18 protein-coding genes and 1 pseudogene are annotated in these 25644 nt (G+C 61.9%); 8 read left to right on the top strand and 11 right to left on the bottom strand.

The features are described from left to right. Positions 1-11 precede the first annotated feature (11 nt). From BLL36_RS25640 to BLL36_RS25630, 3 genes are all read right to left on the bottom strand, one after another. Positions 12-2243, bottom strand: coding sequence for a xanthine dehydrogenase family protein molybdopterin-binding subunit (locus BLL36_RS25640; protein ID WP_076954399.1), 2232 nt, complete (start codon positions 2241-2243; stop codon positions 12-14). Next, positions 2243-2698: a (2Fe-2S)-binding protein gene (locus BLL36_RS25635; protein ID WP_076954398.1), complete on the bottom strand. Its 456-nt coding sequence runs from the start codon at positions 2696-2698 to the stop codon at positions 2243-2245. The genes BLL36_RS25640 and BLL36_RS25635 overlap by 1 nt, the downstream gene beginning before the upstream one ends. Positions 2699-3050: 352 nt before the next feature. Further along, a complete protein-coding gene (locus BLL36_RS25630) occupies positions 3051-3950 on the bottom strand; it encodes a LysR family transcriptional regulator (protein ID WP_076954397.1) in 900 nt (299 codons plus the stop codon). Positions 3951-4057: 107 nt separating this feature from the next. Between BLL36_RS25630 and BLL36_RS25625 the strand changes: the two genes are divergently transcribed. Then, positions 4058-5425, top strand: a complete 1368-nt coding sequence (locus BLL36_RS25625) for an MFS transporter (RefSeq protein ID WP_076954396.1) — start codon at positions 4058-4060, stop codon at positions 5423-5425. Further along, a complete protein-coding gene (locus BLL36_RS25620) occupies positions 5422-6696 on the top strand; it encodes a glucarate dehydratase family protein (protein ID WP_076954395.1) in 1275 nt (424 codons plus the stop codon). Before BLL36_RS25625 ends, BLL36_RS25620 begins: the two co-directional genes overlap by 4 nt. 55 nt (positions 6697-6751) lie before the next feature. Here the strand turns inward: BLL36_RS25620 and BLL36_RS25615 are convergent, their stop codons facing one another. Then, on the bottom strand, positions 6752-8434 hold the full coding sequence (locus BLL36_RS25615) for an AMP-binding protein (RefSeq protein WP_076954394.1): 1683 nt from the start codon (positions 8432-8434) through the stop codon (positions 6752-6754). A 166-nt stretch (positions 8435-8600) separates the two neighbouring features. Beyond that, positions 8601-9539: a LysR family transcriptional regulator gene (locus BLL36_RS25610; RefSeq protein WP_076954393.1), complete on the bottom strand. Its 939-nt coding sequence runs from the start codon at positions 9537-9539 to the stop codon at positions 8601-8603. A 108-nt stretch (positions 9540-9647) separates the two neighbouring features. Between BLL36_RS25610 and BLL36_RS25605 the strand changes: the two genes are divergently transcribed. From BLL36_RS25605 to BLL36_RS25585, 6 genes and pseudogenes are all read left to right on the top strand, one after another. Beyond that, on the top strand, positions 9648-11147 hold the full coding sequence (locus BLL36_RS25605; RefSeq protein ID WP_076954392.1) for a CoA-acylating methylmalonate-semialdehyde dehydrogenase: 1500 nt from the start codon (positions 9648-9650) through the stop codon (positions 11145-11147). A 742-nt stretch (positions 11148-11889) separates the two neighbouring features. After that, on the top strand, positions 11890-12447 hold the full coding sequence (locus BLL36_RS25600) for a hypothetical protein (RefSeq protein ID WP_076954391.1): 558 nt from the start codon (positions 11890-11892) through the stop codon (positions 12445-12447). Positions 12448-12698: 251 nt separating this feature from the next. Further along, positions 12699-13949 (top strand): glycoside hydrolase family 68 protein, encoded by a 1251-nt coding sequence (locus BLL36_RS25595; protein ID WP_076954390.1) that lies wholly within the window; start codon positions 12699-12701, stop codon positions 13947-13949. Positions 13950-14210: 261 nt separating this feature from the next. Beyond that, positions 14211-15338, top strand: a pseudogene (locus tag BLL36_RS32000) (HAMP domain-containing protein); the annotation flags it as partial. A 144-nt stretch (positions 15339-15482) separates the two neighbouring features. Beyond that, complete coding sequence (locus BLL36_RS31995; protein ID WP_411736487.1) at positions 15483-16196, top strand: methyl-accepting chemotaxis protein; 714 nt, start codon at positions 15483-15485, stop codon at positions 16194-16196. 17 nt (positions 16197-16213) lie between these two features. Further along, entirely contained in the window at positions 16214-17134 is a 921-nt protein-coding gene (locus tag BLL36_RS25585; protein ID WP_076954388.1) for a substrate-binding domain-containing protein, read from the top strand. Positions 17135-17161: 27 nt separating this feature from the next. Here BLL36_RS25585 and BLL36_RS25580 read toward each other — a convergent pair whose 3' ends face one another. The 6 genes from BLL36_RS25580 to xylA all read right to left on the bottom strand — a co-directional run bounded on the left by BLL36_RS25580 (position 17162) and on the right by xylA (position 25539). After that, complete coding sequence (locus tag BLL36_RS25580) at positions 17162-18769, bottom strand: rhamnogalacturonan lyase B N-terminal domain-containing protein (protein ID WP_076954387.1); 1608 nt, start codon at positions 18767-18769, stop codon at positions 17162-17164. An 11-nt stretch (positions 18770-18780) separates the two neighbouring features. Further along, the gene (locus BLL36_RS25575; RefSeq protein WP_076954445.1) at positions 18781-20001 is read right to left on the bottom strand and encodes a pectate lyase family protein; all 1221 of its coding nucleotides are present in this window, start codon (positions 19999-20001) and stop codon (positions 18781-18783) included. A 309-nt stretch (positions 20002-20310) separates the two neighbouring features. Next, complete coding sequence (locus BLL36_RS25570; protein WP_076954386.1) at positions 20311-21447, bottom strand: sugar ABC transporter permease; 1137 nt, start codon at positions 21445-21447, stop codon at positions 20311-20313. After that, positions 21448-22992, bottom strand: coding sequence for a D-xylose ABC transporter ATP-binding protein (xylG, locus tag BLL36_RS25565; protein WP_076954385.1), 1545 nt, complete (start codon positions 22990-22992; stop codon positions 21448-21450). A 130-nt stretch (positions 22993-23122) separates the two neighbouring features. Next, positions 23123-24121 (bottom strand): D-xylose ABC transporter substrate-binding protein, encoded by a 999-nt coding sequence (xylF, locus tag BLL36_RS25560; protein ID WP_076954384.1) that lies wholly within the window; start codon positions 24119-24121, stop codon positions 23123-23125. Positions 24122-24222: 101 nt separating this feature from the next. Then, complete coding sequence (gene xylA / locus BLL36_RS25555; RefSeq protein WP_076954383.1) at positions 24223-25539, bottom strand: xylose isomerase; 1317 nt, start codon at positions 25537-25539, stop codon at positions 24223-24225. Positions 25540-25644 lie beyond the last annotated feature (105 nt).

Genomic DNA, 25644 nt, shown 5'->3' with positions numbered 1-25644 from the left:
TTTCCTGAAGGTCAGCTGAAGGTGTGTCGGCTCAAGGGCAGGCTGCGAATACGCTGGCCGGTCAGTTGCGCCACGGCGTTGGCCACGGCCGGCGCGACGGCGGGCAGCGGCGGTTCACCGATACCGCCCATCTTCTCGCCACTTTCGACAATCCGCACATGCACCCGCGCCATCTGCGCGGCCGCCAGGATTGGATACAGGTCGTAGTTGCGCGCCCGTGGCATGCCGTCCACGTACACGGCTTCTTCCAGCAACGTCTGGGATAAGCCCAACGCTACGGCACCATTGACCTGAGCTTCGACAATCGCCGGGTTGACGATGCTGCCCGGGTCGATGGCTTGCCAGATATCGTGGACCTTGACCTGGCCGTTCTCGATGGACACTTCCGCAATCACCGCGGCGTGGGAGCCGAACGGCGAAGCCATGGCCACGCCGCGCGCGCGTCGGCTGCCGTCCTCGGCCGTGAACGGGCCACGCTTCCAGCCGCCGGACAACTCGCCCACCGCGTGCAGCAGGGTGGTCAGCCGTGAATTGTCGCGCAACAGATGCAGGCGCAATTCATAGGGATCCTGGCCGCCTTTGTCGGCCAGCTCATCCAGGAACGCTTCGTAGAAAAAGTCGTTGAGCGAATTGCCCACCGAACGCCAATAGCCGAGCATCGCCGGGCCTTTGACGTAGATCTGCGCGATGCGTTTGTTGGGGATGGCGTAGGCTTTGCCCGACAACCCTTCAAGGGCCGTGGGGTCGATTTTCTCGCCCTGTTTACCGGCGATGGCCTCGCTCGGGCCTTCGGTGGCGCTGACGGCTTCGATCGCCAGCGGCAGGCCTTTGTCGTCCAGCGCGGCGCGGAACTTGACCACGGCCACCGGGCGCAATACGTCGCGCAGGAACTCTTCCTCGCGGGTCCAGATCACCTTGACCGGCCGACCCACCGCCTTGGCCAGCGCGATGGCCTGCGGGTAGGGGTTGGCCGAGTCATACAGGAAATGCCGGCCGAAAAAACCGCCCAGCAAAGGCGAGTGCAGGTTGATCTTCGCCACCTCCAGGCCGGTGCGTTTGGCGATATCGGCGCGGAACATATCCGGCGCCTGGTTGGGCAGCCAGATATCCAGCGTACCGTCGGCGTTGTAGCGGGCCAGGGCCGACGGCGGTTCCAGCTGGGCATGGTTGACGTACTGGTTGTGGTAGGTGGCTTCGATGCGCGTCTTGGCACCTGCCAGCGCGCCGGCCACGTCACCTTCATTCTCCTCGTCGCGGGCCGGGCCTTGCTGGGCGCCGAGGAAGTCGCGGTACTTGTCGCTGGAAAAGTCCGCCGGCATCACGCGTACGCTCGAGTCGGCCGCCGCTTCCTGCCAGTCGACCTGAACCGCTTCCACCGCACGCTTGGCGTGCCACCAGCGTTCAGCCACCACCGCCACCGCACCGGGCAGTAGGTGCACCGAATGCACGCCCTTCATGCCCTCGACCTGTGACTGGTTGCGCAGGCCGCCCACGGTCATGCCCAGGCGTGGCGCATGCTGTACCGCGGCGTGGAGCATGCCGTCGACTTTCAGGTCGATGCTGTATTGCGCCTTGCCGGTGGATTTGTCGTAGGCGTCGAGACGCTTGACCGGTTTGCCGATCCAGCGGAACTGGCTCGGATCGCGCAGCGTGATGCTGGCCGGGTCGGGCACCGGCATGTCCAGGGCGCGACCGGCCAATTCGCCGTAGCCCAGCGAGCGGCCGGACGCTGCGTGCACCACCCGGCCAGGCTGGGTGGTCAATTCGGCGACTGGCACACCCAACTGCTCGGCGCCGGCCTGCAGCAACATGGCGCGGGCGAGGGCGCCGAGACGACGCATGGTCGGGTAGCTCATGCGCACCGACATGCTGCCGCCGGTGATGCGCATGCCGTTTTCCATCACCACATAGGCTTCGCCGGGCGGGGCGGCTTCGACGATGAACGTGGCGGGGTCAGCATCCAGTTCTTCGCCGACGATCTGCGCCATGGCGGTGTGGGTACCTTGGCCACCTTCCATGAAGGGGCTAAGCAGGCGCACGCTACCGTCCGGACGAATCTCCAGGAACGCCGGCACCTGGGTGCCGCGTTCCGAGGTGGCGGCGGCCTGCACCCTGGCGGAGCCGAGCGGCAGGCCGAAGCCGATCACCAGCGCACCCACGGCGGTGCTCGCCAGGAAGCGGCGGCGCGACAGGTTTATGGGTTCACCGGATAACAGGTCGGGCAGTTCGGGGCGCATGGTCATCAGACGCCCTCCTGCTTGGCCAGGTCATGGACGGCCGTGCGAATGGCGTTATAAGTGCCGCAACGGCACAGGTTGATCATCGCCGCTTCGATCTGCGCATCGGTCGGCGCGGGGGTGTGCTTGAGCAGGGCAGTGGCCGCCATCACCTGCCCGGACTGGCAGTACCCGCATTGCGCCACCTGGCGCTCGACCCAGGCCGCGACCACGCGCTTGCCCACGGCATCGCCTTCAATGGCCTCGATGGTGGTGACCTCGCGCCCGATTACGCCTGCGACCGGCGTGACACACGAGCGCACCACATGACCGTCCACCAGCACCGAACAGGCACCGCACTGGGCCAGGCCGCAGCCGAACTTGGTGCCGGTCAGCCCAAGGTCGTCGCGGATCACCCACAGCAGCGGCGTGTCGGCGTCGGCGTCGACCTCATAGGTTTTCTGATTGATGCGTAATTCCATGGCTCACCTGCTCGTCATCGGTCGAGGCGGCCATTTTTAGTATTGAGGTTGCGGCGGCCGCGCATTGTCGAACTCTAGACCAGCGCGCAAGGGCTATCTATCTGAAATCCGATAAGTCGCAGGATCAGGCAAGTATTCAAGAGGATTGAGCGATAGCCCGTCGGCTGAGATGTAGTGAGCGGGCTTGTCGAATCGTCGCACCGCCCGCGCTGGGCTGCGAAGCGGCCCCAAATCAGGCGATTCGGTTCTACCTGGAGGCCGGCGTTGTCTTTATTAGGGCCGCTTCGCAGCCCAGCGCGGGCGGTGCGACGATTCGACAAGCCCGCTCACTACACGTTGTGGGGCAGTAGACTCAGGCCCAACCATCGCGCACCGCACTGCGAATCCCCTCCAGCAACATCGCAAATGCAGGGTTGTCGTTGTTCTCGCGCCAGATCAAATGCAGCTCGCTCTGCGCCCCCTCGCCCAGGTCGATATCGCGGAACACCACGTTCTTGAACACCACGCTGCTGGCGCAACGCGGTACCAGCGCCAGGCCCATGCCGGCGTTGACCAGTGCCAGGATGGTCAGCGACGAACCCAGCCACTGCACATACTCCGGCGCGACGCGGGCCGAGCGCAGCAGGCCGGTGAGCAGTTCGTTGAACGGCGGGTAGGCCGAGTGCGCGTACATCAGGAATGGCTGGGCATCCAGGTCCTGCACGCTGACTGTCTCGGCCCGGGCCAGTCGATGACTGCTCGGTACGGCCAGCACAAAGGGCTCGCGCACCAGGCATTCGGTGGCATAACCCGGCTCCAGCAGCGGTGCGCGGACGATGCCCAGGTCGATGCGACGGGCGCGCAGGGCTTCGTATTGCTGGTAGGTGTTCATCTCCGACAGGTCGATCTTGACGTGGGGCTGGTTGAGCCGCGCCTCGGCGATCACCCTGGGCAAAAACTCATACACCGCGCTGCCGACGAAGCTGATATTCACCGTGCCGATGTCGCCCTCGGCGAAGCGTCGCGCGGTCACCGCCGCTTGCTGGGCGCGCTCCAGCAGGTTCTGTGCCTCGATAAAAAACGCACGGCCGGCGGCGGTGAGCGCGACGCTGCGGGTGGTGCGGGTAAACAGCTCGACACCCAGGTGATGTTCAAGCAGTTGGATCTGCCGGCTGAGGGGCGGTTGGGTCATGTTCAGCCGTTCGGCCGCGCGCCGAAAATTCAGCTCGGTGGCTACGGTGGTGAAGCAGCGCAGTTGAGTCAGTTCGAACATTGATCTAATCCGGGTATCAATCGAATGCCAAGTTAGATTAGACGGGAACAATCCTCCGCGTCCATCATCGACTCGCCCCTAAAAAAACAATGAATGGGAGTCACCCCTTGGATACCCTCCAGAACCCGCCCGACCCGAACGTGCTGGCCCGCGCCGCCGCCAAGGTCAAGCGTCATGTACTGCCGCTGTTTGTGGTGATGTTCATCGTCAACTACATCGACCGGGTCAACATCGGCTTTGTGCGCAGCCATTTGGAAATCGACCTGGGCATTGGCGCGGCGGCCTATGGCTTGGGCGCCGGGTTGTTTTTCATTGGCTATGCGATCTTCGAAGTGCCGTCCAACCTGCTGCTGCAACGCTACGGCGCACGGGCCTGGCTGACGCGCATCATGTTCACCTGGGGCGCGGCCGCGATGGCCATGGCCTTCGTCAAGGGTGAAACCAGCTTTTATATCCTGCGTTTTGTCCTCGGCGCCGCCGAAGCCGGGTTTTTCCCAGGTGTCATCTATTACTTCACCCAGTGGCTGCCGGCCTCCGAGCGCGGCAAGGCGATGGCGATTTTCCTCAGCGGTTCGGCGATTGCCTCGGTCATCTCCGGGCCGGTGTCGGGGGCGTTGCTGCACATCAACGGCTTGAGCCTGCATGGCTGGCAGTGGATGTTCCTGATCGAGGGCTTTGCTTCGATCGTGCTCTGCGGCTTTGTGTGGTTCTGGCTGCAATCCCATCCGCATCAGGCGAAGTGGCTCAGCGTGGAGGAAAAACACGCGCTGGTCAGTGCTATCGAGGCGGAGCAACAAGCGCGTGAAGCGGCCCAGACCGTGCGGCCGTCGATGTTCAAGTTGCTCGCCGACAGGCAGATTGCGCTGTTCTGCTTTATCTACTTTTCCATCGCCCTGACCATCTACGGCGCCACCTTCTGGCTGCCGAGCATGATCAAGAAAATGGGCAACCTGGGCGACTTCCAGGTGGGGCTGTTCAACTCTATTCCGTGGTTGATCTCAATCGTCGCCATGTACGTTTTCGCCGCCCTGGCCAGCAAATGGAAACACCAGCAGGCGTGGGTGGCGCTGATGCTGGTGATTGCCGCCTTCGGCATGTTCATGTCCACCACCGGCGGGCCGGTGTTTGCCTTCGTCGCTATCTGTTTCGCGGCGATTGGCTTCAAGGCCGCTTCCGCACTGTTCTGGCCGATCCCCCAGGGTTACCTGGATGCGCGCATTGCTGCGGCGGTGATTGCCTTGATCAATTCGGTCGGCAACCTGGGAGGCTTCGTCGCGCCCACCACCTTCGGCTTGCTGGAGCAGACCACTGGCTCCATCGAAGGCGGGTTGTATGGCCTGGCCGCCACATCGCTGCTGGCGGCGGTGGTGGTGTTTTTTGCGCGCACCTCGCCACGGGGCAGCGTGCCGCCCACGTCCACACCGACTGCTCACCCACACGCCCTGCGTCCAGGCCCACAAGGAGCCGCCTCTTGAAAATCGTCCGCGTTACCGTCACGCCCATTGCCTTTCGCGACCCGCCGCTGCTCAACGCCAGCGGGATCCATGAAGCTTTTGCATTGCGCTCGATCATCGAGGTCGAGAGCGACACCGGCTACATCGGCCTTGGCGAAAGCTACGGCGATGCCCCGGCGCTGGCGATCCAGCAACAGGTGCAGCCGCAACTGATCGGCCTCGACCCCTTCAACCTGAACGGGCTGCGCGCGATCGTGCAAGCCACGGTGGCCGCGCACAAACCCGCGAGCCTCAGTGGCGCGGAACTGGCGCCGGGCTCCCATGCCAGCAAGGCCGTGAGCAACGCCTACTCGGCGTTCGAAGTGGCGCTGCTCGACCTGCAGGCGCACTCCCTGAATGTGCCGCTGGTGGACCTGCTCGGCGGCGCGATCCGCGACCGGATCCCGTTCAGCGCCTACCTGTTCTTCAAGTACGCCGAACACATCGATTCGCCCTACAAGCCCGACAGTTGGGGCGAAGCGCTCAACGAACAGCAGATCGTCGCCCAGGCCCGGCGCATGATCGACACCTACGGCTTCAAAAGCATCAAGCTCAAGGCCGGCGCCTTGGAACCGGAACATGAAGTGCGCTGCATCAAGGCGCTGAAAAAAGCCTTCCCCGGCGTGCCGCTGCGCATTGACCCAAATGGCAACTGGTCCTTGGAAACCTCGATTCGCATGGCCGAACTGCTCGGCGATGACCTGCAATATTACGAAGACCCGACGCCAGGCCTGGACGGCATGGCCGAGTTGCACAAACGCACCGGCTTGCCGCTGGCGACCAACATGGTGGTGACTGATTTCGACGAGTTCCGCCGCAGCGTAGCGCTGAACAGCGTGCAGATCGTGCTCGCCGACCACCACTACTGGGGCGGCCTGCGCGACACCCAGGTCTTGGCGAAGATGTGCCATACCTTCGGCCTGGGCGTGTCGATGCACTCCAACTCACATCTGGGCATCAGCCTGATGGCGATGGCCCACGTGGCCGCGTCGGTGCCCAACCTCGATTACGCCTGCGACACCCATTACCCCTGGCAGGAGCCGGACGAGGAAGTGATCAAGGGCGGCAAGTTGCCCATCGTCGACGGCTGCGTGACCATCACCCGCGCGCCGGGCCTGGGCCTGGAGCTTGACCCTGATCAACTGGGCAAGCTGCATGACCAGTACCTCAGTTGCGGCATCCGCCAGCGCGACGACGTGAAACAGATGCAGCGCTACCAGCCGAGCTGGAAGACCGTCAAACCGCGTTTCTGAAGCTTGGTCGCTTCGCTTTGCCCGGTGACGCATCCGCGTGTATCACCGGGCTTTTTTAGGCGAAATCTTCCTCGAAGTGTTCCTGCTCGCCGCGTGTATCGCTCTGACGGCGCAGCCTCTCCAAATGGCGCAGCTCCACGCGGCGGATCTTGCCGGAAATGGTCTTGGGCAATTCGCTGACGAACTCGATACGTCGCACCCGCTGGTAGGGCGCCAGGTGTTCGCGGGCAAAGGCCAGGATATGCCGGGCCAGCTCGGCGCTGCCCGCTGCGTCATGGGCCAGGATCAGAAACGCCTTGGGCACGGCCAGCCGCACAGGATCGGGGCTGGGCACCACGGCCACCTCCATCACCGCCGGGTGTTCGATCAAGGCACTTTCCAGCTCGAACGGGCTGATGCGGTAATCGGACGCCTTGAACACATCGTCGGCGCGGCCCACGAACGTGATATAGCCGTCGGCGTCGATCTGCGCGGTGTCGCCGGTACGGTAGTAGCCGTCACGCATGACTTCGGCGGTTTTTTCCGGGCTGTCTTCGTAGCCCAGCATCAGGCCCAGCGGGCGTATGTCCAGGGGCAGGGCGACTTCGCCTTCGGTGCCGGGAATGCCATCGGCATCGAGCAGCGCGACCTGGTAACCCGGCAGTGGGCGGCCCATGGAACCTGGCTTGAGCACCTGGCCCGGGGTGTTGCCCACCAGGGCGGTGGTTTCCGATTGGCCGAAGCCATCGCGCAGCGGCAAGCCCCAGGCGAGTTGGATCTGCTCAATGATTTCCGGGTTCAGCGGCTCGCCGGCACCGACCAGTTCGCGCAGGCTCAGGCGCGGTTTGTAGCTGGCCAGGTCCTCCTGGATCAGCATCCGCCACACCGTGGGCGGCGCGCACAGGCTGGTCACGCGGTAACGTTCCAACGCCGCGAGAAGGGCCGGTGCGCTGAACCGCGCGACGTTATGAATAAAGATGCACGCGCCGGCATTCCAGGGCGCGAACAGGCAACTCCATGCATGCTTGGCCCAGCCCGGTGACGAGATATTGAGGTGCAGGTCCCCCGGTTGCAGGCCGATCCAGTACATCGTCGACAGGTGGCCCACTGGGTAGCTCTGGTGGCTGTGCAGCACCATTTTTGGCTTGGACGTGGTACCGGAGGTGAAATACAGCAGCATCGGGTCGGTGGCCAGGGTGCGGCCTTCGGCCTCGAACTGTTCGGCGTGTTCAAAGGCGGCACTGTGCGCGACCCAGCCGGCAGGCGCCGAGCCCACGCAGATACGGCTGCAACCGTGGGCCAGCCCGGCGAATTTATGTACATGCGCCTCGCCCACCACCAGGTGGCGAACCTGCCCGCGTTCGATGCGGTCGCCCAGGTCATCGGCATTCAGCAGGGCCGTGGCGGGGATCACCACGGCGCCGAGCTTGAACGCCGCGAGCATGGTTTCCCACAGCGCGACATCGTTGCCGAGCATCAACAGTACACGGTCACCGCGACGCACCCCGAGGGCGCGCAGATGGTTGGCCACCTGGTTGGAGCGCGCGGCCAATTGCTGGAAGCTGTAGCGCTGCTCGCTGCCGTCTTCCTCGACGATCCACAGCGCATTGGCCACATTGCCCTCGGCCATGGCATCGAAATAGTCCAGGGCCCAGTTGAATTCGTCCAATTGCGGCCAGCGAAAATCCCGTACGGCGGTGGCGTAGTCGGTGCGGTGAGCGAGCAGAAAATCCCGAGCGGCCAGGAAGGGCTGGGTCATGGTGGCTGTCCTTGATTATTGTTGTGGGGACTGGCCCTCGGCTGCAACCGAGAGGCTGGACCGAGTATAGGCACGCATAAATCAGAGCAGAACGCTCAAAAACACCGGAGCGTTATGCAAAAAACTCGTGGGTGTTGATCGAGCGGTAGGCCGATTGAGCATGGGTTCAAGGTACGAACCGAAACCCACCCGACAATTTGCCCTTCAAATAGCTGACCAACGCACTGACCGACTTCGGCACATGGGGCGAATACGGCCTTATCAAGTAGATCTCATCGGCAAACGCGCCCTTGAGCGTCCAGCCCTTGAGCGCCTGCACCAGCGTGCCGCTGGCCAGGGCGGCGTGCGCGCTGAAGTCCGGGAGCAGGGCGATGCCCAGGTGACTGAGCGCCGCGTCGCGCAAGGCTTCGCTGTTATTGGTGGCAAAGCTGCCGGCGATGGGCACGGTGAGGCGTTCGACGTGTTTGCTGCCGCGCTCGAAGGTCCAGGCGGGCTGGTCGGTGCCGCGTGGATAGAACAGGCAATTGTGCGAGGACAGGTCGCCGGGTTCACGCGGTTCGCCGTGACGTTGCAGGTAATCCCGGGTGGCGACCAGCACCGAGCCGGTATCGCACAGTTTCCACGCCACGTGGGTTTCGGGCACCTGGAAGCCATGCCGCACCGCCAGGTCGTAGCCCTCGGCGGCCAGTGAACTCAGGGCGTCCGACACATCCAGCTGGATACGCACTTGCGGGTACTGCTGCAAGAATGCCGACAGGTGCGGCACCAGTTGCTGGCGCGCAAATGCCACCGGTGCGGTGAGGCGCACCAGCCCGCGGATCTCGCCGACCGAGTCGCGCACCGACGAGAAGCTGCGCGCGATCTGTTCGTAGGCGCTGCGCACTTCACGGGTCAAGGACAGCCCCGCCTCGGTCAGCCGCACGCTGCGCGTGGTGCGCGTGACCAGGCGTGTGCCGGTGGCCTTTTCCAGGTCGCAAATACGCTGGCTGACGGCGGACTTGCTCACGCCCAGGCGCGCGGCAGCGGCGGTGTAGGTGCCGTGTTCCTCCAGCACCGACAGCCAATGGATGTGGGTCCACAGCCCCTCGATCTCAGTCTTTTCCATGGGATGATTGTTCGCCACTGTGGACAATAAGTTCTGGATTCTGCTCTGGTTTGGAACAAAGCGAAAGCCTAAGGTGTGTTCCAACGCTACTCACCTGGATCGACTGCCATGACCACTACCATCGAGCACTACATCAACGACCAGCGCGTGTCCCGCGATGATCGCTATCAGGACGTCTACAACCCGGCCACCGGCGAAAAGACCGGCCGCGTCGCCCTGGCCAGCCGCCAGACCGTGGCCGAAGCCGTCGCCGCTGCCCAGGCCGCGTTCGCCGGTTGGGCCGACACGCCGCCAATCCGCCGCGCCCGCGTGCTGTTCGAATACCTGCACCTGCTGCGCGCGCGCAAGGACGACCTGGCGCGCATCATCGTCGCCGAGCACGGCAAGGTATTCACCGACGCTCAGGGCGAAGTCGACCGCGGCATCGACATCCTCGAATTCGCCTGCGGCATTCCCAACCTGCTCAAGGGTGAATATTCCGACCAGGTTTCCCGTGGCATGGACAACTGGACCCTGCGCCAGCCGCTGGGGGTTGTGGCCGGCGTCACGCCGTTCAACTTCCCGGTGATGGTGCCGATGTGGATGTACCCGATCGCCATCGCGGCGGGCAACACCTTCATCCTCAAGCCAAGCCCGACCGACCCGAGCGCCTCGCTCTTCATGGCCGAGCTGCTGCGTGAAGCCGGCCTGCCCAAAGGTGTGTTCAACGTGGTGCAGGGCGACAAGGAATCGGTAGACGCACTCATCGAACACCCGGACGTCAAGGCGGTGAGCTTCGTCGGCTCCACGCCGATTGCCCAGTACATCTACGAAACCGGCGCGCGCAACGGCAAGCGTGTGCAAGGCCTGGGCGGTGCGAAAAACCACATGGTGGTGATGCCCGACGCCGATATCGAAAAAACCGTCGACGCGCTGATGGGCGCGGCCTACGGCAGTGCCGGCGAACGCTGCATGGCTATCTCGGTGGCCGTGCTGGTGGGCGATGTGGGTGACAAAGTCATCGCCGCCTTGACCGAACGAGCCAAGCAACTGCGCATCACCGACGGCCGCGACTTGAGGGCCGAGATGGGCCCGATCGTGTCCCGCGCCGCGCTGGAACGCATCAGTGGCTACATCGAGCAAGGCGTACAAGCCGGCGCGCAACTGCTGCTCGACGGGCGCGACTACGTGCCCACCGAAGCGGGCCTGGAAAACGGCTTCTGGCTCGGCGCTACCTTGTTCGATCACGTCACGCGAGAAATGAGCATCTACCGCGAAGAAATCTTTGGCCCGGTGCTGGCGTGTGTCCGCGTGAACGACTTCGCCGAAGCGGTGAAACTGGTCAACGACCACGAATTCGGCAACGGCGTCAGCTGCTTTACCCGCGACGGCAACATCGCCCGCGAATTTGCACGCCGCATCGAAGTGGGCATGGTCGGCATCAACGTGCCCATCCCGGTGCCGATGGCGTGGCATGGTTTTGGTGGCTGGAAGAAGAGCCTGTTTGGCGACATGCACGCGTATGGCACCGAGGGTGTGCGCTTCTACACCAAGCAGAAATCGATCATGCAGCGCTGGTCGGAGAGCATCGAGCAGGGCGCGGAGTTTGCGATGCCTGTCTCCAGGTAGGGTTTGGCGGGACTTAAAGCCGACCAGGTTGTGGACCGGAATGCCGGCCCAGCAAAAAGTAACCAAAAAGTCCTCGCCCCACCACTCGGTGCCTCGCCTAGGCTCGGCATGCCCGTAATTCGACACTGATTTGGGGGGCCGCCGCCCACGCGCCATCCATGGCGCGGGGGCGGCTAAACCGGCATCCCTGCCGGTTTACCCCCCCAATCACTGTCGAATTCCGGCCGGCGTGGTTGACGGGGCGATTGCAGATCAAAAGCAAGAGCGCGGCGGCCTTAGAGCCGACCGGTAATGGGGCCGGTGTACTCGGTTGAAAATGTGGGAGGGGGCTTGCCCCCGATGAGTGTGGGTCAGTTGATGAATGTTTCGCTGACCCACCGCCATCGGGGGCAAGCGCCCTCCCACAGTTTGATCTCTGTACATCAGGTAGACCTTAGGCTGCTCTGGCTCTGGCTCTGCTTTTGCTGTGGCTTTCGATTTGATCTCAGGCGCCCCGTCAACCTTCAGCCTGGTCGGTCCGAAGGCCGCTATGGCAGCAACCTCACCGGCCACATGAGTTGTTTGTGACGTTAAGGGTTGACGACCAGGCAAATGCCGAATACTGTATATAAACACAGTGTTTAAGCGCTGACCAACCGACCCACGGCAATTTCAGCCTCGCCAAACACTGTGTGCAAGTTAACGGATTAACTTGATGCACAGGCTCGTCACACCGAGCCATTTCATTTGAGAGAGGGAACTCATGTCCTGTCCAGAAAGCAAACTCACCGGTTTGACCGGTTTCGCCAAAGCGGCAAAAGTGACCGGCGGCTTGTCCGCCCCGGTGGTCACTATCAATACACTGGATCAACTCAAGAGCAATATGGCCGACATCACCCCGCGGGTGCTGTTGATCAACAGTCATCTTTCGGCGTCGAGTCTGACCACAGTGAATAAGGGCGCCAACAACACACTGCTTTTTCGGCAGCCACAAGTACGGCCTGAACTTTGGTCCAACTCTATAAGCAACTGCATCAACAACTTCCATCTCGGTTTTACCTTCGCGCAGAATGCCAATAGCCTGACTGAAAATAATTATTTCGGTGAAGGCGGCCAACACAACGGCAGGCTGGATGATAAAGGCACCGGGGCCTTCAGTGATTCAAGCAGTGTATCGTCGATCACCCACCCGAAGTCGCCAAAGGCGCGGTGGACCGCAGCGTCCAACTATGGCGATAGCTTGAAAACCGCGGCGCAAGCCAAGGACTTTACGCAGAAGAATACCGAAGTCCAGTCCTTAGGCCTGATGTTTGGTAGTTGATTAGCTAGCTTTCTAGTTGATCGTGTTTGATTGCAAGTGCCACTGTATTTATATCAAGGATATAAATACAGTGATGGCCTTTGCAATCTAAATAATTCTTCACGTTGCGATAAGCAGGCTTCCATGTTAAACATTGTTCCGCACTTAAGAGCCAACTACGGCTCGTTCTTTTCAGTCACCACCCAGTTGCTGGCTGTCATGTGTTATTCAATCTTCGCTTGTCACTTAAGCGTCAGTAAAAGGACATCATCATGAAACACGCGAATCACACACCCACTCGCTGGACTCGGGCCGATGCGCTGAAAGTTAATGAGAATGACCCGACGACCACGCAGCCGTTAGTGCGTCCTGACTTTCCTGTCATGAGTGACACGGTATTTATCTGGGACACCATGCCATTGCGTGAACTTGATGGCACCGTGGTATCCGTCAATGGCTGGTCGGTAATCTTCACGCTCACCGCCGACCGTCGTCCGCACGATCCGCAATTCATCAATGCCGATGGCCGCTACGACATCAAGCGTGACTGGGAAGATCGCCATGGCCATGCGCGTATCTGCTACTGGTACTCGCGCACCGGCAAGGATTGGATCTTCGGCGGCCGTGTCATGGCCGAAGGGGTTTCGCCAACCACCCGTGAATGGGCCGGTACACCGATCCTGCTCAATAACGCCGGTGATATCGACCTGTATTACACCTGTGTCACGCCGGGGGCAACAATTGCCAAAGTGCGCGGCCGGGTTGTCACCTCCGACAGCGGTGTGGAGCTGCAAGGCTTTAGTCAGGTCAAGTCGCTGTTCGACGCCGACGGCACCTATTACCAAACCGAAGCGCAGAACGCGACCTGGAACTTCCGCGATCCCAGCCCGTTTATCGACCCTGTGGATGGCAAGCTGTACATGGTGTTTGAAGGCAACGTCGCCGGCGAGCGTGGCACTCATGAAGTGGGCCCGAACGAGCTGGGGCTGGTGCCGCCAGGGCATGAGGAGGTGGGCGGTGCCCGCTATCAGGTCGGCTGCATCGGCATTGCCGTCGCCAAGGACCTCAACGGTGACGAATGGGAAATCCTGCCGCCGCTGGTGACCGCCGTCGGCGTGAACGATCAAACCGAACGGCCGCACTATGTGTTCCAAGACGGCAAGTACTACCTGTTCACCATCAGTCATAAATTCACCTACGCCGATGGCGTGACGGGTCCGGATGGCGTCTATGGGTTCGTTGGCGAACATCTGTTCGGCCCTTACACACCGATGAATGCTTCCGGGCTAGTGCTCGGCAACCCGCCTTCGCAGCCGTTCCAGACGTATTCGCACTGCGTGATGCCCAACGGCCTGGTGACGTCGTTTATCGACAGCGTGCCCACCAACGGCGATGACTACCGCATCGGCGGCACCGAAGCGCCCACCGTCAGGATTGTATTGAAGGGTGACCGCTCGTTTGTGCAGGAGGCTTATGACTACGGGTACATCCCCGCAATGCGTGATGTCGTGTTGAACCAGTAACCGTCTGGCGGCAATTTATCAGCAGATAAAATGCTGCAAATGTGGGAGGGGGCTTGCCCCCGACAGCGGTGGATCAGTCGACATTTACATTGACTGACCTACCGCCATCGGGAGCAAGCGCTCTCCCACTTTTTTTGACCGCGTTGATCAAGTCCCCGCCCACCGGGCCGATACAGCCACTAGCACCCCGAGCGTTCCCGAACTCGGAGGTGTACGCCTGGTCGTCCCAGGTCAACGAATAAAAATCATAAAGGGGTAGCCATGACCATATTGCAGCGCGTGATCGGCGGATTTGCGGTGTTGGTGCTGTTGCTGCTGATCATGGCCGGGATCAGCTATCAGAACACGCAGTCCATCGGCAGTCGCTTGTCCATCATCACCGGCCAGTCGGCGCCGTTGAGCCGGGCCGCCAGTGAGCTCTACGTGCACATCCTGCGCGCCAACCAGGCGTTGCTGGCCATTCAGATCAGCACCGACCCCAAGCAGATCGAGGACGGCAAGCGGCCGTTCACCGAGAGCATCGCCCAGTTCACGCAGTTGCTCGACAGCACCGCGGCCTACACCGGCGAGCATGAGGCGCTGCGGGCGAACCTGGCGCAGCAACGCCAACACGTCACGGCCTACGCGGAACAGGCGCAGGCCTTGATGACCTCCCACTTGCAGCATGTGCAGCAGTTGGCGCTGACACGCAAATTGCAAGGCTACAGCAGTGCGCAGGCGATGCAGCTGACCAGCTACTTGCGTGACTACATCGCGCATGCACGCAGCGTCAGCGAACCGCAGCAGGTGGCCGCAGCAGAGAAACTGCTGCTGGAAGTCAACAAATCCTACGATGGTTTCGCGGCCCATACCGTCACGCCCGCCATCGATAAACTGCAGCGTGTGCTGAACCTGCAGGACGAAGTGATCAGCACTAGGGCCCAGGCTCTGACGGCGATTGACCCACGAGTCGGGCGGATCGCCGGCGTCATGGTCAATCGCCTGCTGACGGACCTGACCGCCCCTGACGGCCTGTTCCAGGCCTATCAAGCCGAGGCGAAGCTCGCCGCGCAGGTGCAGCAGCAACGCAATGCGGTTGAGGCGGCACTCAAAACCACCCTCGACCGCATCGGCGAGTTCGGCAGCCAGTCCCTAGAAGTCGCCAACCAGGCCAGCCACTCGGCCAATGCCACCATCGGCACCAGCCGCAGCTTGTTGTTGATCGCCTGTGTGCTGGCGGTGCTGGCGGCCGTGGCGATTGGTACCTGGGTGGCCTTCAGCCTGCGACGCCCGCTGGCGGCGTTTCGCGAAGTGCTCAAGACGCTCACGGCCGGCGACATGCGGGTCAGTTTCGATGTCAGCCGCAAAGATGAATTCGGTGAGTTGGGCGGTTACCTGAACGAGCTGACCAAGGCGCTGCAAAAAACCTTTCGTGAATTGATCAGCTCGGCCGATGCCCTGGCCGTGACTGCTGGCAACAACGCCTTGAACAGCGAACAGACCACCCGTGTGGTGGACGAGCAGAAGGACCGCCTGCAATCGGCCGCCTCGGCCATGACGCAGATGGAAAGCACGGTCGAAGAAGTCGCCCGGCGTGCGCAGGACACCCGCCAGGCCGTGGACGACACCAGCGAGCTTACGCACAAGGTGCAGGAGCGCGTGGCCGAGACCATTGTCAATATCCGCCAGCAGGCCGACCAGGTGAACAAAGCCACGCAGGTGACCGATGAGCTGCAGAAGTACGGGCAGAACATCGAGGGCATTGTGGTTGCGATTCGCACCATTGCCGAACAGACCAACCTGCTTGCCCTCAACGCAGCAATCGAAGCGGCGCGTGCCGGCGAGCAGGGGCGCGGTTTTGCGGTCGTGGCCGATGAAGTGCGTTCCCTGGCCAGCCGTACCCAGACCTCGACCAGCGAGATTCAGGACATGATCGGGCTCATGCAGCAAAAAATTCACTCGGTGGTGCACGTGATGAACGAAAGCCAGGCGCAGTCCAGCCAATGCGTGTCCCTGGCCTCGGGCGCCGGTGACTTGTTGCTGTCGATGAGCGACGCGGTCGACAGTATCCGCGACATGAACATCCAGATTGCCGCCGCGACCGAGCAGCAGAGTGCCACGGTGCAGGAAACCAGTCGGATGGTCATCCAGATCAACGATTCGGCCCAGCAGACGGCAAGCGGTGCCGAGCAGTCCGCCATCAGCAGCCAAGAGCTGTCGAACATGGCCAAAGTGCAGCGCGAGCTGCTCCATCATTTCAGCGTTTGAGCCGCAGGAGTCAGAACATGAAAGCATGGTTAATGCTCGCCCTGGGTGCGACGCTGTTCATTCCGGGCCCGGCCCAGGCCGCCACGCCCTTGCTGGGTGTAGGCATGGCGAAATACGACGATAACTTCCAGACCCTGCTGCGCAACGGCGTGCAGCAACAGGCTGGCGTCATGAACGTCGACATCTTTATGGAGAATGGCAAGGACAGCGTCGATTTGCAGATGCGTCAATTGCGCAACCTGATCAATTCCAAGGTGGATGCGATCATCATCGCAATGGTGGACGGCAAAAGCGCGGCGCAGATGATGCAGCTGGCCTCGGACGCGAAGATTCCGCTGGTGTTCGTCAACCGTAATCCGAACCCGGAAAAATGGCCGGCACAGACCGCGTTTGTCGGCTCCAACGAGCTGGAGTCGGGCACCTTGCAGATGGAAGAACTGGCGCGTCGCGCCGGTTACAAAGGCAACGTGGTGGTTCTGGTCGGTGACCCGACCAACGCTTCGTCCGCGATGCGAACCGAGGATGTCGAAAAAGTCGTCGCCAAGTACCCGGACATGAAGATCGTGCAGAAAAAAGTCGCCAACTGGGAGCGCAGCCAGGCGGCCACGATTGTCATTGATTGGGTCAAGCAGGGAGTCGACTTTTCGATCATCGCCGCCAACAACGATGAAATGGCGATCGGCGCGATCATGGGCCTGGAAAAAGCCGGCAAGCAGGCGAAGGACTACTGGGTCGGCGGCATCGACGGCACACCGGACGGCCTGAAATTGATGGCCGATGGCAAAATGGCCGTCAGCGTATTCCAGGATGCCGTCGGCCAGGCCAACGGCGCCGTTGATATCGCGCTGCGCCTGGCGCGGGGAGAAGTGTTGGAATCGCCGGTGCTGTGGGTGCCGTTCAGGCTGATCACGCCTGAGAATCGTCAGGAGTTTGAATAGTCACGGGCAGGGTACCGATCCCCGGCCTCATGGCGACACCCATTGCACGCTGTCATACACGAAACCCGGGCTCAGGAAGCCGCTGCCGGTTTTACCGGAAGCCACGTCGATCTCCAGGGAGTTCTGGCCGGCATGCAGCGCCGTACGCGGGACGTTGATTTCAAACAGTGTGTTGTTGCCTCGATAAGTGCCGCGCGTAATTCCCCGGCTTTCGGGCTGGTTGGACGCTGCCGCGACCGGCGCTTCCCAGGTGTGATTGGCCGTCACGCGCGGACGCCCGCCCGCCTGCGCCAGTGAAACGTAGAGCCGCAATCGATAGTCGTGGACCTCGTTGGCGCCAAGCATGAAGTCGATGCGCGTAGGGGAATTGACGTCGCGCCACTGGGCTGCGGGAAACTCGCTGATGGCACTGCTTCCAACTGTGTAAGTCAGCGGTTTCCACGCGGCCATTCGAGCGTCTGAAGGATGGGCCGAGGTGAGTTGATTGGCATTCAGGAACCCTGTGGGTGTGCCATCAGGCACGCCGATCTGCCAGTTCATGCGGCCAGCGGTCGGCTGCGCGTTCAGTTCCGTATGAGCGAGACTGCCGGTCTTGACGTCCACCGAGCCTCGCGCCACTTCCAGCTCGTTCTGGTAGAGCGTTGTGCGGTACTGTCCGGCGCGTACCCCCGTTAATTGCGCGTCACCCCTGGCGTCTGCACGTGCCCAGTATTGCGCGCTTGCGTTGCTCAAGCCGATCAGGGCAGGCAACCCGGGAGCGACGCCGGACAGGTGAGCCGAAACCGAACCTCGAGCGGCACTGTCGACGTAACCTCTGAGCCCCAATGAGTTGTTCACGAACCTCAGGTCGGTCAGCGCGCTGCTCGGTGGGCCCGCGTCGGTAAACAGCAGGCCATACACACCGTGCAAGCCGCCGCGATAGGCTTCGGTCTGGGTGTGGTTGGAGAACATGTAGTTATACATTTCGTGGGTGGTGGCTGTTTTCTGGGTGGCGATATCCTTGAAAAACGGCCCGCCGGCGCTGAGTTCGCGATTGCCCATCAGCATGTACACCGCTACGCCCGGGCCACTCACTCCGTGCAGGGCATCGTCGATCATGGGGCGGGCCGAATAGAACTTGGAACTGGTGCGCCCGTCCGCCAGCAAGAACACGTCCTTGCCTTCGATGGCCTGGCCCACATTCGAGTCGGTGCCTTGGGCAGCCTTGGGCAGTTTGCTGACGTTGAATCGTGCAACGAAACGCAACTCGCCGACCGGTAGCAGGGTCGGCGCATAGGTGGCCATATAGATCGCGTTTCGGTCCCGGTGCGCCAGATAGTAATGCGTCAAGTCGCCCGCCTGGGCGGTGATGACGATCACATCGCCCACGGTCTTGGTCTCCACGTGTGCGGCACCGAGGCCGGAGGCGATTTGCGTGCCTTTCGCCTCAAGGGTTTGCAGCTCGTTGCCACGGTAGCGCATCGACACTAGATCGCCGTTGCGTGTGTCGACACTGAAGACCAGCTCGGCGCCGGTGTCGACCACCACGCGCCCGTCCGTTTGGGTAAAGCCAAAACCGCCAGGTTGCGCGCAGGCGGGCAGGGCAGCGCTGGCAAGGCAGACGCCGCACAGCATCAGAAGAAAAAAACGCTGCATCAGGTTCTTCTTCAATTGGACGTGCCGGCCTTGCCTGCACCGGCTTCACGGGGCACCTTCGCCAGCGCGACATCCGCTGGCAACGGCGTGATCAGGTCATCACGGTAAGGCCTGAAGGCTTCAAGTGCAGCGTTATCCCGTGGTTGATAATCATCGCCGCTCTGGTGTTGCCGGTTCGCCACGCAGGGCCTGCCGATCAGGTTTTGGCAGGCCGCGTTGGCCGACGCCGACACGGGTTCGAACAGCGCAAAGGCGGTGCCGGGTTGGCGGGTGTCGTTGAACAGCGGATGCGTCACGTGTTCGAAGGCGTTGCCTTCCACCAGCAGGTGCGAGGTGGCGGTTCGCGACATGATCGCGCCCTGGTAACTGAGGTTGCTGAATACGTTGTTGACCACTTGCGCGTCGACTTGCGCATCGCCCATGCCGCCGGCATGCGGCGCGCGCCCCGAAGTGTCGTGCACGTAGTTTCTGACCAGCGTGAGGGTGTCGTGATGGCCCAGAAACAGCCACACCCAGTAGTGATGCGCATCGCAGGTGGCCGAGTAGGGCGTGCGTCCATCGAACTCGTTGTCGGAGAGGGTCACATGGGAGGCGGTGCCCCATCCGGTCACGACCATTTGCCGGCCTATCCGGGCGAACGTGTTGTGGTCAATCCACACACCGTCGGCACCGTCGAGGGTCAGCGCGTCGCCACCCCAGACCACGCGTGGATTGATGTCCGACAGGGTCAGGTTGCGAATGATGACGTTATGGGCGCCGCCGCCGATAAACAAGCCCATGCCCTGGATGCCGGCGTTTTTGCCCACCCCCACCAGGGTTTTGTTCGACCCTACTTTCAAGCGTTGCAGGCCGGCATTGTCATACGTCACCTGGACGGACGGCTTCGACTGACAAAAGTTGTTGGCACCGTTGAGTGCCCATTGCCCGCCACCTGCCGGGCAGGCATTGGCCATGCAGCCGGTTTCGCGGGTTTCGGCACTGCCGTTGAGTACGACGCTGCCGCGAAAATCGTAGACGTGGTCGAGGGCGATCACGCGCGGCGTGCCATCCGTGCAGTTGCCATGTTTGTCATAGGTGGCGCACAGCGAACGTTTCAGAGCATCCAACGTGGCAGGGCGCACGGCGGCAAGCGTGCCGCCGCCCGTCACATCCCTGGCGAAACCATCCGCGTGTTCGGCGGCATTGGACAACACGGGCAGCACCAGCAATGCGCAAAGCGCGACGGTGCGCACCGAGGCAAGTTTGAGCAATAAGCAGGGGAGTAACACTGGCTTCTCCAGGACTGTCAACGGCCCAATGGGCCGGCGCGTTCAGACGAGGGATGATCCTGATATTTTCCGGCGCTTATCAACTGTTTAATCGAATACTGCGTTTCTCTTCAGTCATTGTTCAGGTGGGTGTGGCTGAGTTGAATGCGGTCAATGTGGGAGCGGGCTTGCTCGCGAAAGCGGTGTGTCAGTTGATGTATTAGGTGACTGATCCACCGCTTTCGCGAGCAAGCCCGCTCCCACATTTTGATCTTCTGCGTTCTTGTGTACGCTCTACCGCCGGCCGGCCCGCGTACTCACATCCACCCAAACCGCCAGCACCAGAATGCTGCCCTTCACAATCATCTGCCAGTAACTGTCCACATCCAGCATCGACATGCCGTTATCCAGGCTGGTAATCACCAGCGCCCCGAGCAACGCGCCATACACCGTGCCCGAACCGCCGCGCATCGACGTCCCGCCGATAAAGCACGCGGCGATGGCGTCCAGCTCGCCCATGTTGCCCGCCGATGGCGAGCCGGCTGCGAGGCGGGCGGTGTTGACCAGGCCGGCGAGGGCGCACATCACGCCCATGATGCCGAAGATCCACAGTTTCACCGCTTGTACGTTGATGCCTGACAGGCGCGTGGCTTCCATGTTGCTGCCCACCGCATACACGCGGCGGCCGAACACGGTCTGGCTGGTGACGTAGCTGAACACGCCGAGCAGCACCAGCAACAGCAGCACCGGCACGGGGATGCCGTCGTAGCTGTTGAGGGTGGTGACGAACCCGGCCAGCACGGCGCCGATCACCACTACGCGCACCGCGTCGCGTACCCGCGAATGCGCCGCCAGGCCATGCAACGCGCGGTTGCGTCGTTGCTTCCAGGTGAGGAACAAGGTCAACGCAAACAGCAACACACCCAGGCCGATACCCACCGTGTGCGGCAAATACCCCTGGCCCACGTACACCAGCGACGGCGACACCGGCGCAATAGTCGTACCGCCAGTGATCCCCAGCAGAATCCCGCGAAACGCCAGCATCCCGCCCAGCCCGACGATAAACGACGGGATGCGCAGATAGGCCGTCATGTACCCGTTGGCCAGCCCGATTATCAATCCGCACAAGGCCACCAGGCTCAGATTGGCCAATAACGGCACGTGATAAACCACATCCAGGATCGCCGCCAGCCCGCCCAGCAATCCGAGCAGCGAACCCACCGACAAATCGATCTCGCCACTGATGATCACCAGCACCATGCCGCACGCCAGGATCCCGGTGATCGACATCTGCCGCAGCAGGTTCGACAGGTTACGCGGCGTGAGAAAGCCACCCTCCGTCTGCCAACTGAAAAACAGCCAGATCACCGCCACGGCGATCACCAGGGCGAGCATTTTGTAGCGGGTAAAAAGGTGTTTGACGTGATTCATCTACGCGGTCTTCCGATTGTTATTGTGTTGGCTGAGCGCGGCGGCGAGTACCTGTTCCTGGGTGAGGCCCTCGTTGATGAAGTCGCCCCGCAGCTGGCCGTCGCCGATCACCAGCACGCGGTTGGACACGCCGAGCACTTCGGCCAGTTCCGAGGAGACCATGATGATCGCCACGCCTTCGGCCGCCAGCGCGCCCATCAGCTTGTAGATCTCATACTTGGCGCCCACGTCCACCCCGCGCGTGGGTTCGTCGAGGATCAGCACCTTGGGCCTGGCCATCAGCATTTTCGCCAGCACCGCCTTTTGCTGATTGCCGCCGGACAGGCTGGTAATCGGCAGGAACGGGCTGGAGGTCTTGAGGTGCATGCGTACGATCTGCTGGTCGATGCTGCCCAGTTCGGCCTCGGCGTCGATGCGGGTCAGGTGCGCGTAGGTGTCGAGCACCGCCAGGGTGATGTTCTGGCCCACGCCCAGGTCCGGGATGATGCCTTGGCGCTTGCGGTCTTCGGGCACCATGCACAGCCCGGCGCGGATCGACTTGAGCGGTGTGCGCGTGTCGATCACCTGACCGTCCAGCCACACCTCGGCGCTGTAGCGGCCGGGGTAGGCGCCGAACAGCGCCGACACCAGTTCCGTGCGCCCGGCACCCACAAGACCTGCGATGCCGAGGATTTCGCCGCGCCTGAGCACGAACGAAATATCGTCGACGCGTTTGCGCTTGGGGTTGTCGACGTCATAGCAGGTGACGTTGCGCGCTTCGAAAATCACCTCGCCCACCTCATGGGGCTCGGTGGGGTAGAGGTTGCTCATCTCGCGGCCGACCATCTGCGTGATGATCTGCGCGATGTCCATGTCGGCCATGGCGGTGGTCGCGATGTGCTTGCCATCGCGGATCACCGCAATGGTGTCGCACACCGCCGCCACTTCATCGAGCTTGTGGGAGATGTACACGCAGGCCACGCCTTTGGCCTTGAGGCCGCGGATGATGTCCAGCAGCACTTCGATTTCCGAGCGGGTCAGGGCCGAGGAGGGCTCGTCCAGGATCAGCAGGCGCGCCTGCTTGTTGAGGGCCTTGGCGATTTCCACCAACTGCTGGTAGCCGCCGCCGTACTGCGACACCGGCAGCGCCACGTTCATGTCCGGCACCTTGAGCTCGCGCATCAAGGCTTCGGCACGGTGGATCATCGCCGGGTAGTTCATGCGCCCACCCGGCAAGGTCAGCTCGTGGCCCATGAAGATGTTTTCGGCCACCGACAGGTCCGGCACCAGGGTCAGTTCCTGATGGATGATCACGATGCCGGCGGCTTCGGTTTCGCTGATCGACTGGGCCCTGAGCGGCTGCCCGTCCCAGAGGATTTCGCCGTCCCAGGTGCCGTACGGATAGACCGCCGACAGCACCTTCATCAGGGTGGATTTACCGGCACCATTCTCGCCGCACAGGCCGACGCATTCACCCGGCCGCACCTTGATATCGATGCCGTTCAACGCGTTGACACCGCCAAAGGATTTGACGATGCCGTTCATTTGCAGCAGGTAGTCAGGCATTACTATTGCTCACACAAAGGGCTGACGACATTACTGTAGGAGCGAGCTTGCTCGCGAAAAACCCATAGGCGACGAGGGCTGTCTGACAGCGCTGCGTTATCGTTAACGTTTTTCGCGGGCAAGCCCGCTCCTACAGACCGATCTGCTCTTTGGTATAGAAGCCGTCCTTCACCAACAGGTCGACATTGGCCTTGGTCAGCGGCGTCGGGGTCAGCAGGATGGTGTCGACCTTTTTGCTGCCGTTGTCGTACTGCGAGCTGTACGTCGGTTTCTCATTGCGCGCCAGTTGCACCGAAAGCTTGGCGGCTTCGGTGGCGATCAGCTTGAGCGGCTTGTATACGGTCATGGTCTGGGTGCCGTCGATCACGCGCTTGATCGCGGCGAGGTCGGCGTCCTGGCCGGAAATCGGTACCTTGCCCGCCAGTTTCTGCGCGGCCAGGGCCTGGATCGCACCACCGGCGGTGGCGTCGTTGGAGGCGACGATGGCGTCGATCTTGTTGTTGTTCCGGGTCAGGGCGTTTTCGACGATGCTCAGGGCGTCGGTGGGGTTCCACTCTTTCACCCATTGCTGGCCGACAATCTTGATGTCGCCCTTGTCGATGGCCGGTTGCAGCACCTTCATCTGGCCTTCGCGCAGCACCTTGGCGTTGTTGTCGGTGGGCGCGCCGCCGAGCAGGAAGTAGTTGCCCTTGGGCGCGGCTTGCAGCACGCCGCTGGCCTGCATCTCGCCGACTTTTTCGTTATCGAAGGAGATGTAGGCGTCGATGTCGGCATTGAGGATCAGGCGATCGTAGGACACCACCTTGATCCCGGCCTTCTTGGCTTCGGCGACGGCGTTGGTGAGCACGGTGGCGTTGAACGGCACGATCACGATCACATCGACGCCACGGGAGATCAGGTTCTCGATCTGGGAAATCTGCTTCTGCTCATTGGCATCGGCCGATTGCACGAAGACCTTGGCATCGAGTTTTTCCGCCGCCGCCACGAAATAATCCCGATCGCGGGACCAGCGCTCCAGGCGCAGGTCGTCGATGGAAAAGCCGATCTTCGGATGGGCAGGGTCGGCCATGACCGGCAGTGCGAGCAGGGCCAGGGCGGTGGCGAGCAGGGTACGTTTGAATGACTTCATGGTGGTGCGTCCTTTTATTGTTGTTGGAAAGACACAGCGTGGTGCGGATAGAACTGTAGAGCGTCCCTCGACGCTCCGGGCATAGTTTTGTCGTGCAAATGTCACCGATAGATAAACCGATTGACCACCCCCTCAAGCATCTCCTGGCGCCCGCTTACGGCCTGCGGGTTCAGTTCGTTGGCAAACGCATGCTCGGCCAGGGACTCAAGGCTGAACTCGCCCGCCAGCACGGCTTTGCCCAGCGGCTGTTGCCAGCCGGCATAACGCTGGTCCTTGAACTTTTGCAGCTGGTCGTTCTGCACCATGGCGGCCGCGCGTTCCAGGGCCAGGGCCAGTACATCCATGGCCGCGACATGGCCATGGAACAGGTCCACGTCATCCAGGCTCTGGCGGCGCACCTTGGAGTCGAAATTGTAGCCGCCATTCTTGAAGCCGCCGGCCTTGAGGATTTCATAGGTGGCCAGGGTCATTTCCTCGACGCTGTTGGGGAACTGGTCGGTGTCCCAGCCGTTCTGCGGGTCGCCGCGGTTGGCGTCGATGCTGCCGAAAATCCCCAGCGACACCGCCGTGGCAATCTCATGATGGAAACTGTGCCCTGCCAGCGTCGCGTGGTTGGCCTCGATATTCACCTTGATCTCGTTTTCCAGGCCGTATTCATGCAGGAAGCCGAACACCGTGGCGCTGTCGTAATCGTATTGGTGTTTGGTCGGCTCCTGAGGCTTGGGCTCGATCAGCAAATCGCCCTTGAAGCCGATCTTGTGTTTGTGCTCCACCACCATGCGCATAAAGCGCCCGAGCTGTTCTCGCTCGCGTTTCAGGTCGGTGTTGAGCAGGGTTTCGTAGCCTTCGCGACCGCCCCACAGCACGTAGTTGGAACCCTTGAGCCGCAGCGTCGCATTCATCGCGCTGAACACCTGGGCGGCGGCGTAGGCGAACACCTCCGGGTCCGGGTTGCTCGCGGCGCCGGCGGCAAAGCGCGGGTTGCTGAAGCAATTGGCGGTGCCCCACAACAGCTTGATCCCGGTCTGTTCCTGATGGCGCTCCAAGTGGTCGACCATCTGCGCGAAGTGCTCGCGATACTCCTTGAGTGAACTGCCTTCGGGAGCGACGTCGGTGTCGTGAAAGCTGTAGTAGTCGATGCCCAGCTTGGAAAAAAACTCGAAGGCGGCGTCTGCCTTGCCGATGGCCAACTCCATCGGGTCGCCGCTGCGCTGCCACGGCCGCTTGAACGTGCCGACGCCAAACATATCCGCCCCCGGCCATACAAAGGTGTGCCAGTAACAGGCTGCCATGCGCAGGTGCTCGCGCATGGGCTTGCCGAGGATGATCTTGTTGGCGTCGTAATGGCGAAAGGCGAGGGGGGCGTCGCTGCTGGGGCCTTCGAAGCGAACCTTCTCGACACCGGGGAAGTACGGCATGGCGTTTTCCTTATTGTTCTTGGCGGTGGTTCGATACTAGCAACGGCATGAGGGCTGCCGATTATGAAAATCACCAAGCCATGGTGCGATTTTGAGTGGCAGGGT

It is taken from the genome of Pseudomonas cedrina subsp. cedrina (assembly GCF_001983175.1).
GTDB classification, from domain to species: domain Bacteria; phylum Pseudomonadota; class Gammaproteobacteria; order Pseudomonadales; family Pseudomonadaceae; genus Aquipseudomonas; species Aquipseudomonas cedrina.
Note: the sequence above shows the minus strand (reverse complement) of the source record. Positions and strands in the feature narration are given on the sequence as shown.

Excerpts from the sequence above, each read along its gene's own strand:
- BLL36_RS25640 (WP_076954399.1), bottom strand. The coding sequence starts at position 2,243 with ATGACCATGCGCCCCGAACTGCCCGACCTGTTATCCGGTGAACCCATA.
- BLL36_RS25635 (WP_076954398.1), bottom strand. The coding sequence starts at position 2,698 with ATGGAATTACGCATCAATCAGAAAACCTATGAGGTCGACGCCGACGCC.
- BLL36_RS25630 (WP_076954397.1), bottom strand. The coding sequence starts at position 3,950 with ATGTTCGAACTGACTCAACTGCGCTGCTTCACCACCGTAGCCACCGAG.
- BLL36_RS25615 (WP_076954394.1), bottom strand. The coding sequence starts at position 8,434 with ATGACCCAGCCCTTCCTGGCCGCTCGGGATTTTCTGCTCGCTCACCGC.
- BLL36_RS25610 (WP_076954393.1), bottom strand. The coding sequence starts at position 9,539 with ATGGAAAAGACTGAGATCGAGGGGCTGTGGACCCACATCCATTGGCTG.
- BLL36_RS25605 (WP_076954392.1), top strand. The coding sequence starts at position 9,648 with ATGACCACTACCATCGAGCACTACATCAACGACCAGCGCGTGTCCCGC.
- BLL36_RS25600 (WP_076954391.1), top strand. The coding sequence starts at position 11,890 with ATGTCCTGTCCAGAAAGCAAACTCACCGGTTTGACCGGTTTCGCCAAA.
- BLL36_RS25595 (WP_076954390.1), top strand. The coding sequence starts at position 12,699 with ATGAAACACGCGAATCACACACCCACTCGCTGGACTCGGGCCGATGCG.
- BLL36_RS31995 (WP_411736487.1), top strand. The coding sequence starts at position 15,483 with ATGACGCAGATGGAAAGCACGGTCGAAGAAGTCGCCCGGCGTGCGCAG.
- BLL36_RS25585 (WP_076954388.1), top strand. The coding sequence starts at position 16,214 with ATGAAAGCATGGTTAATGCTCGCCCTGGGTGCGACGCTGTTCATTCCG.
- BLL36_RS25580 (WP_076954387.1), bottom strand. The coding sequence starts at position 18,769 with ATGCAGCGTTTTTTTCTTCTGATGCTGTGCGGCGTCTGCCTTGCCAGC.
- BLL36_RS25570 (WP_076954386.1), bottom strand. The coding sequence starts at position 21,447 with ATGAATCACGTCAAACACCTTTTTACCCGCTACAAAATGCTCGCCCTG.
- xylG (WP_076954385.1), bottom strand. The coding sequence starts at position 22,992 with ATGCCTGACTACCTGCTGCAAATGAACGGCATCGTCAAATCCTTTGGC.
- xylF (WP_076954384.1), bottom strand. The coding sequence starts at position 24,121 with ATGAAGTCATTCAAACGTACCCTGCTCGCCACCGCCCTGGCCCTGCTC.
- xylA (WP_076954383.1), bottom strand. The coding sequence starts at position 25,539 with ATGCCGTACTTCCCCGGTGTCGAGAAGGTTCGCTTCGAAGGCCCCAGC.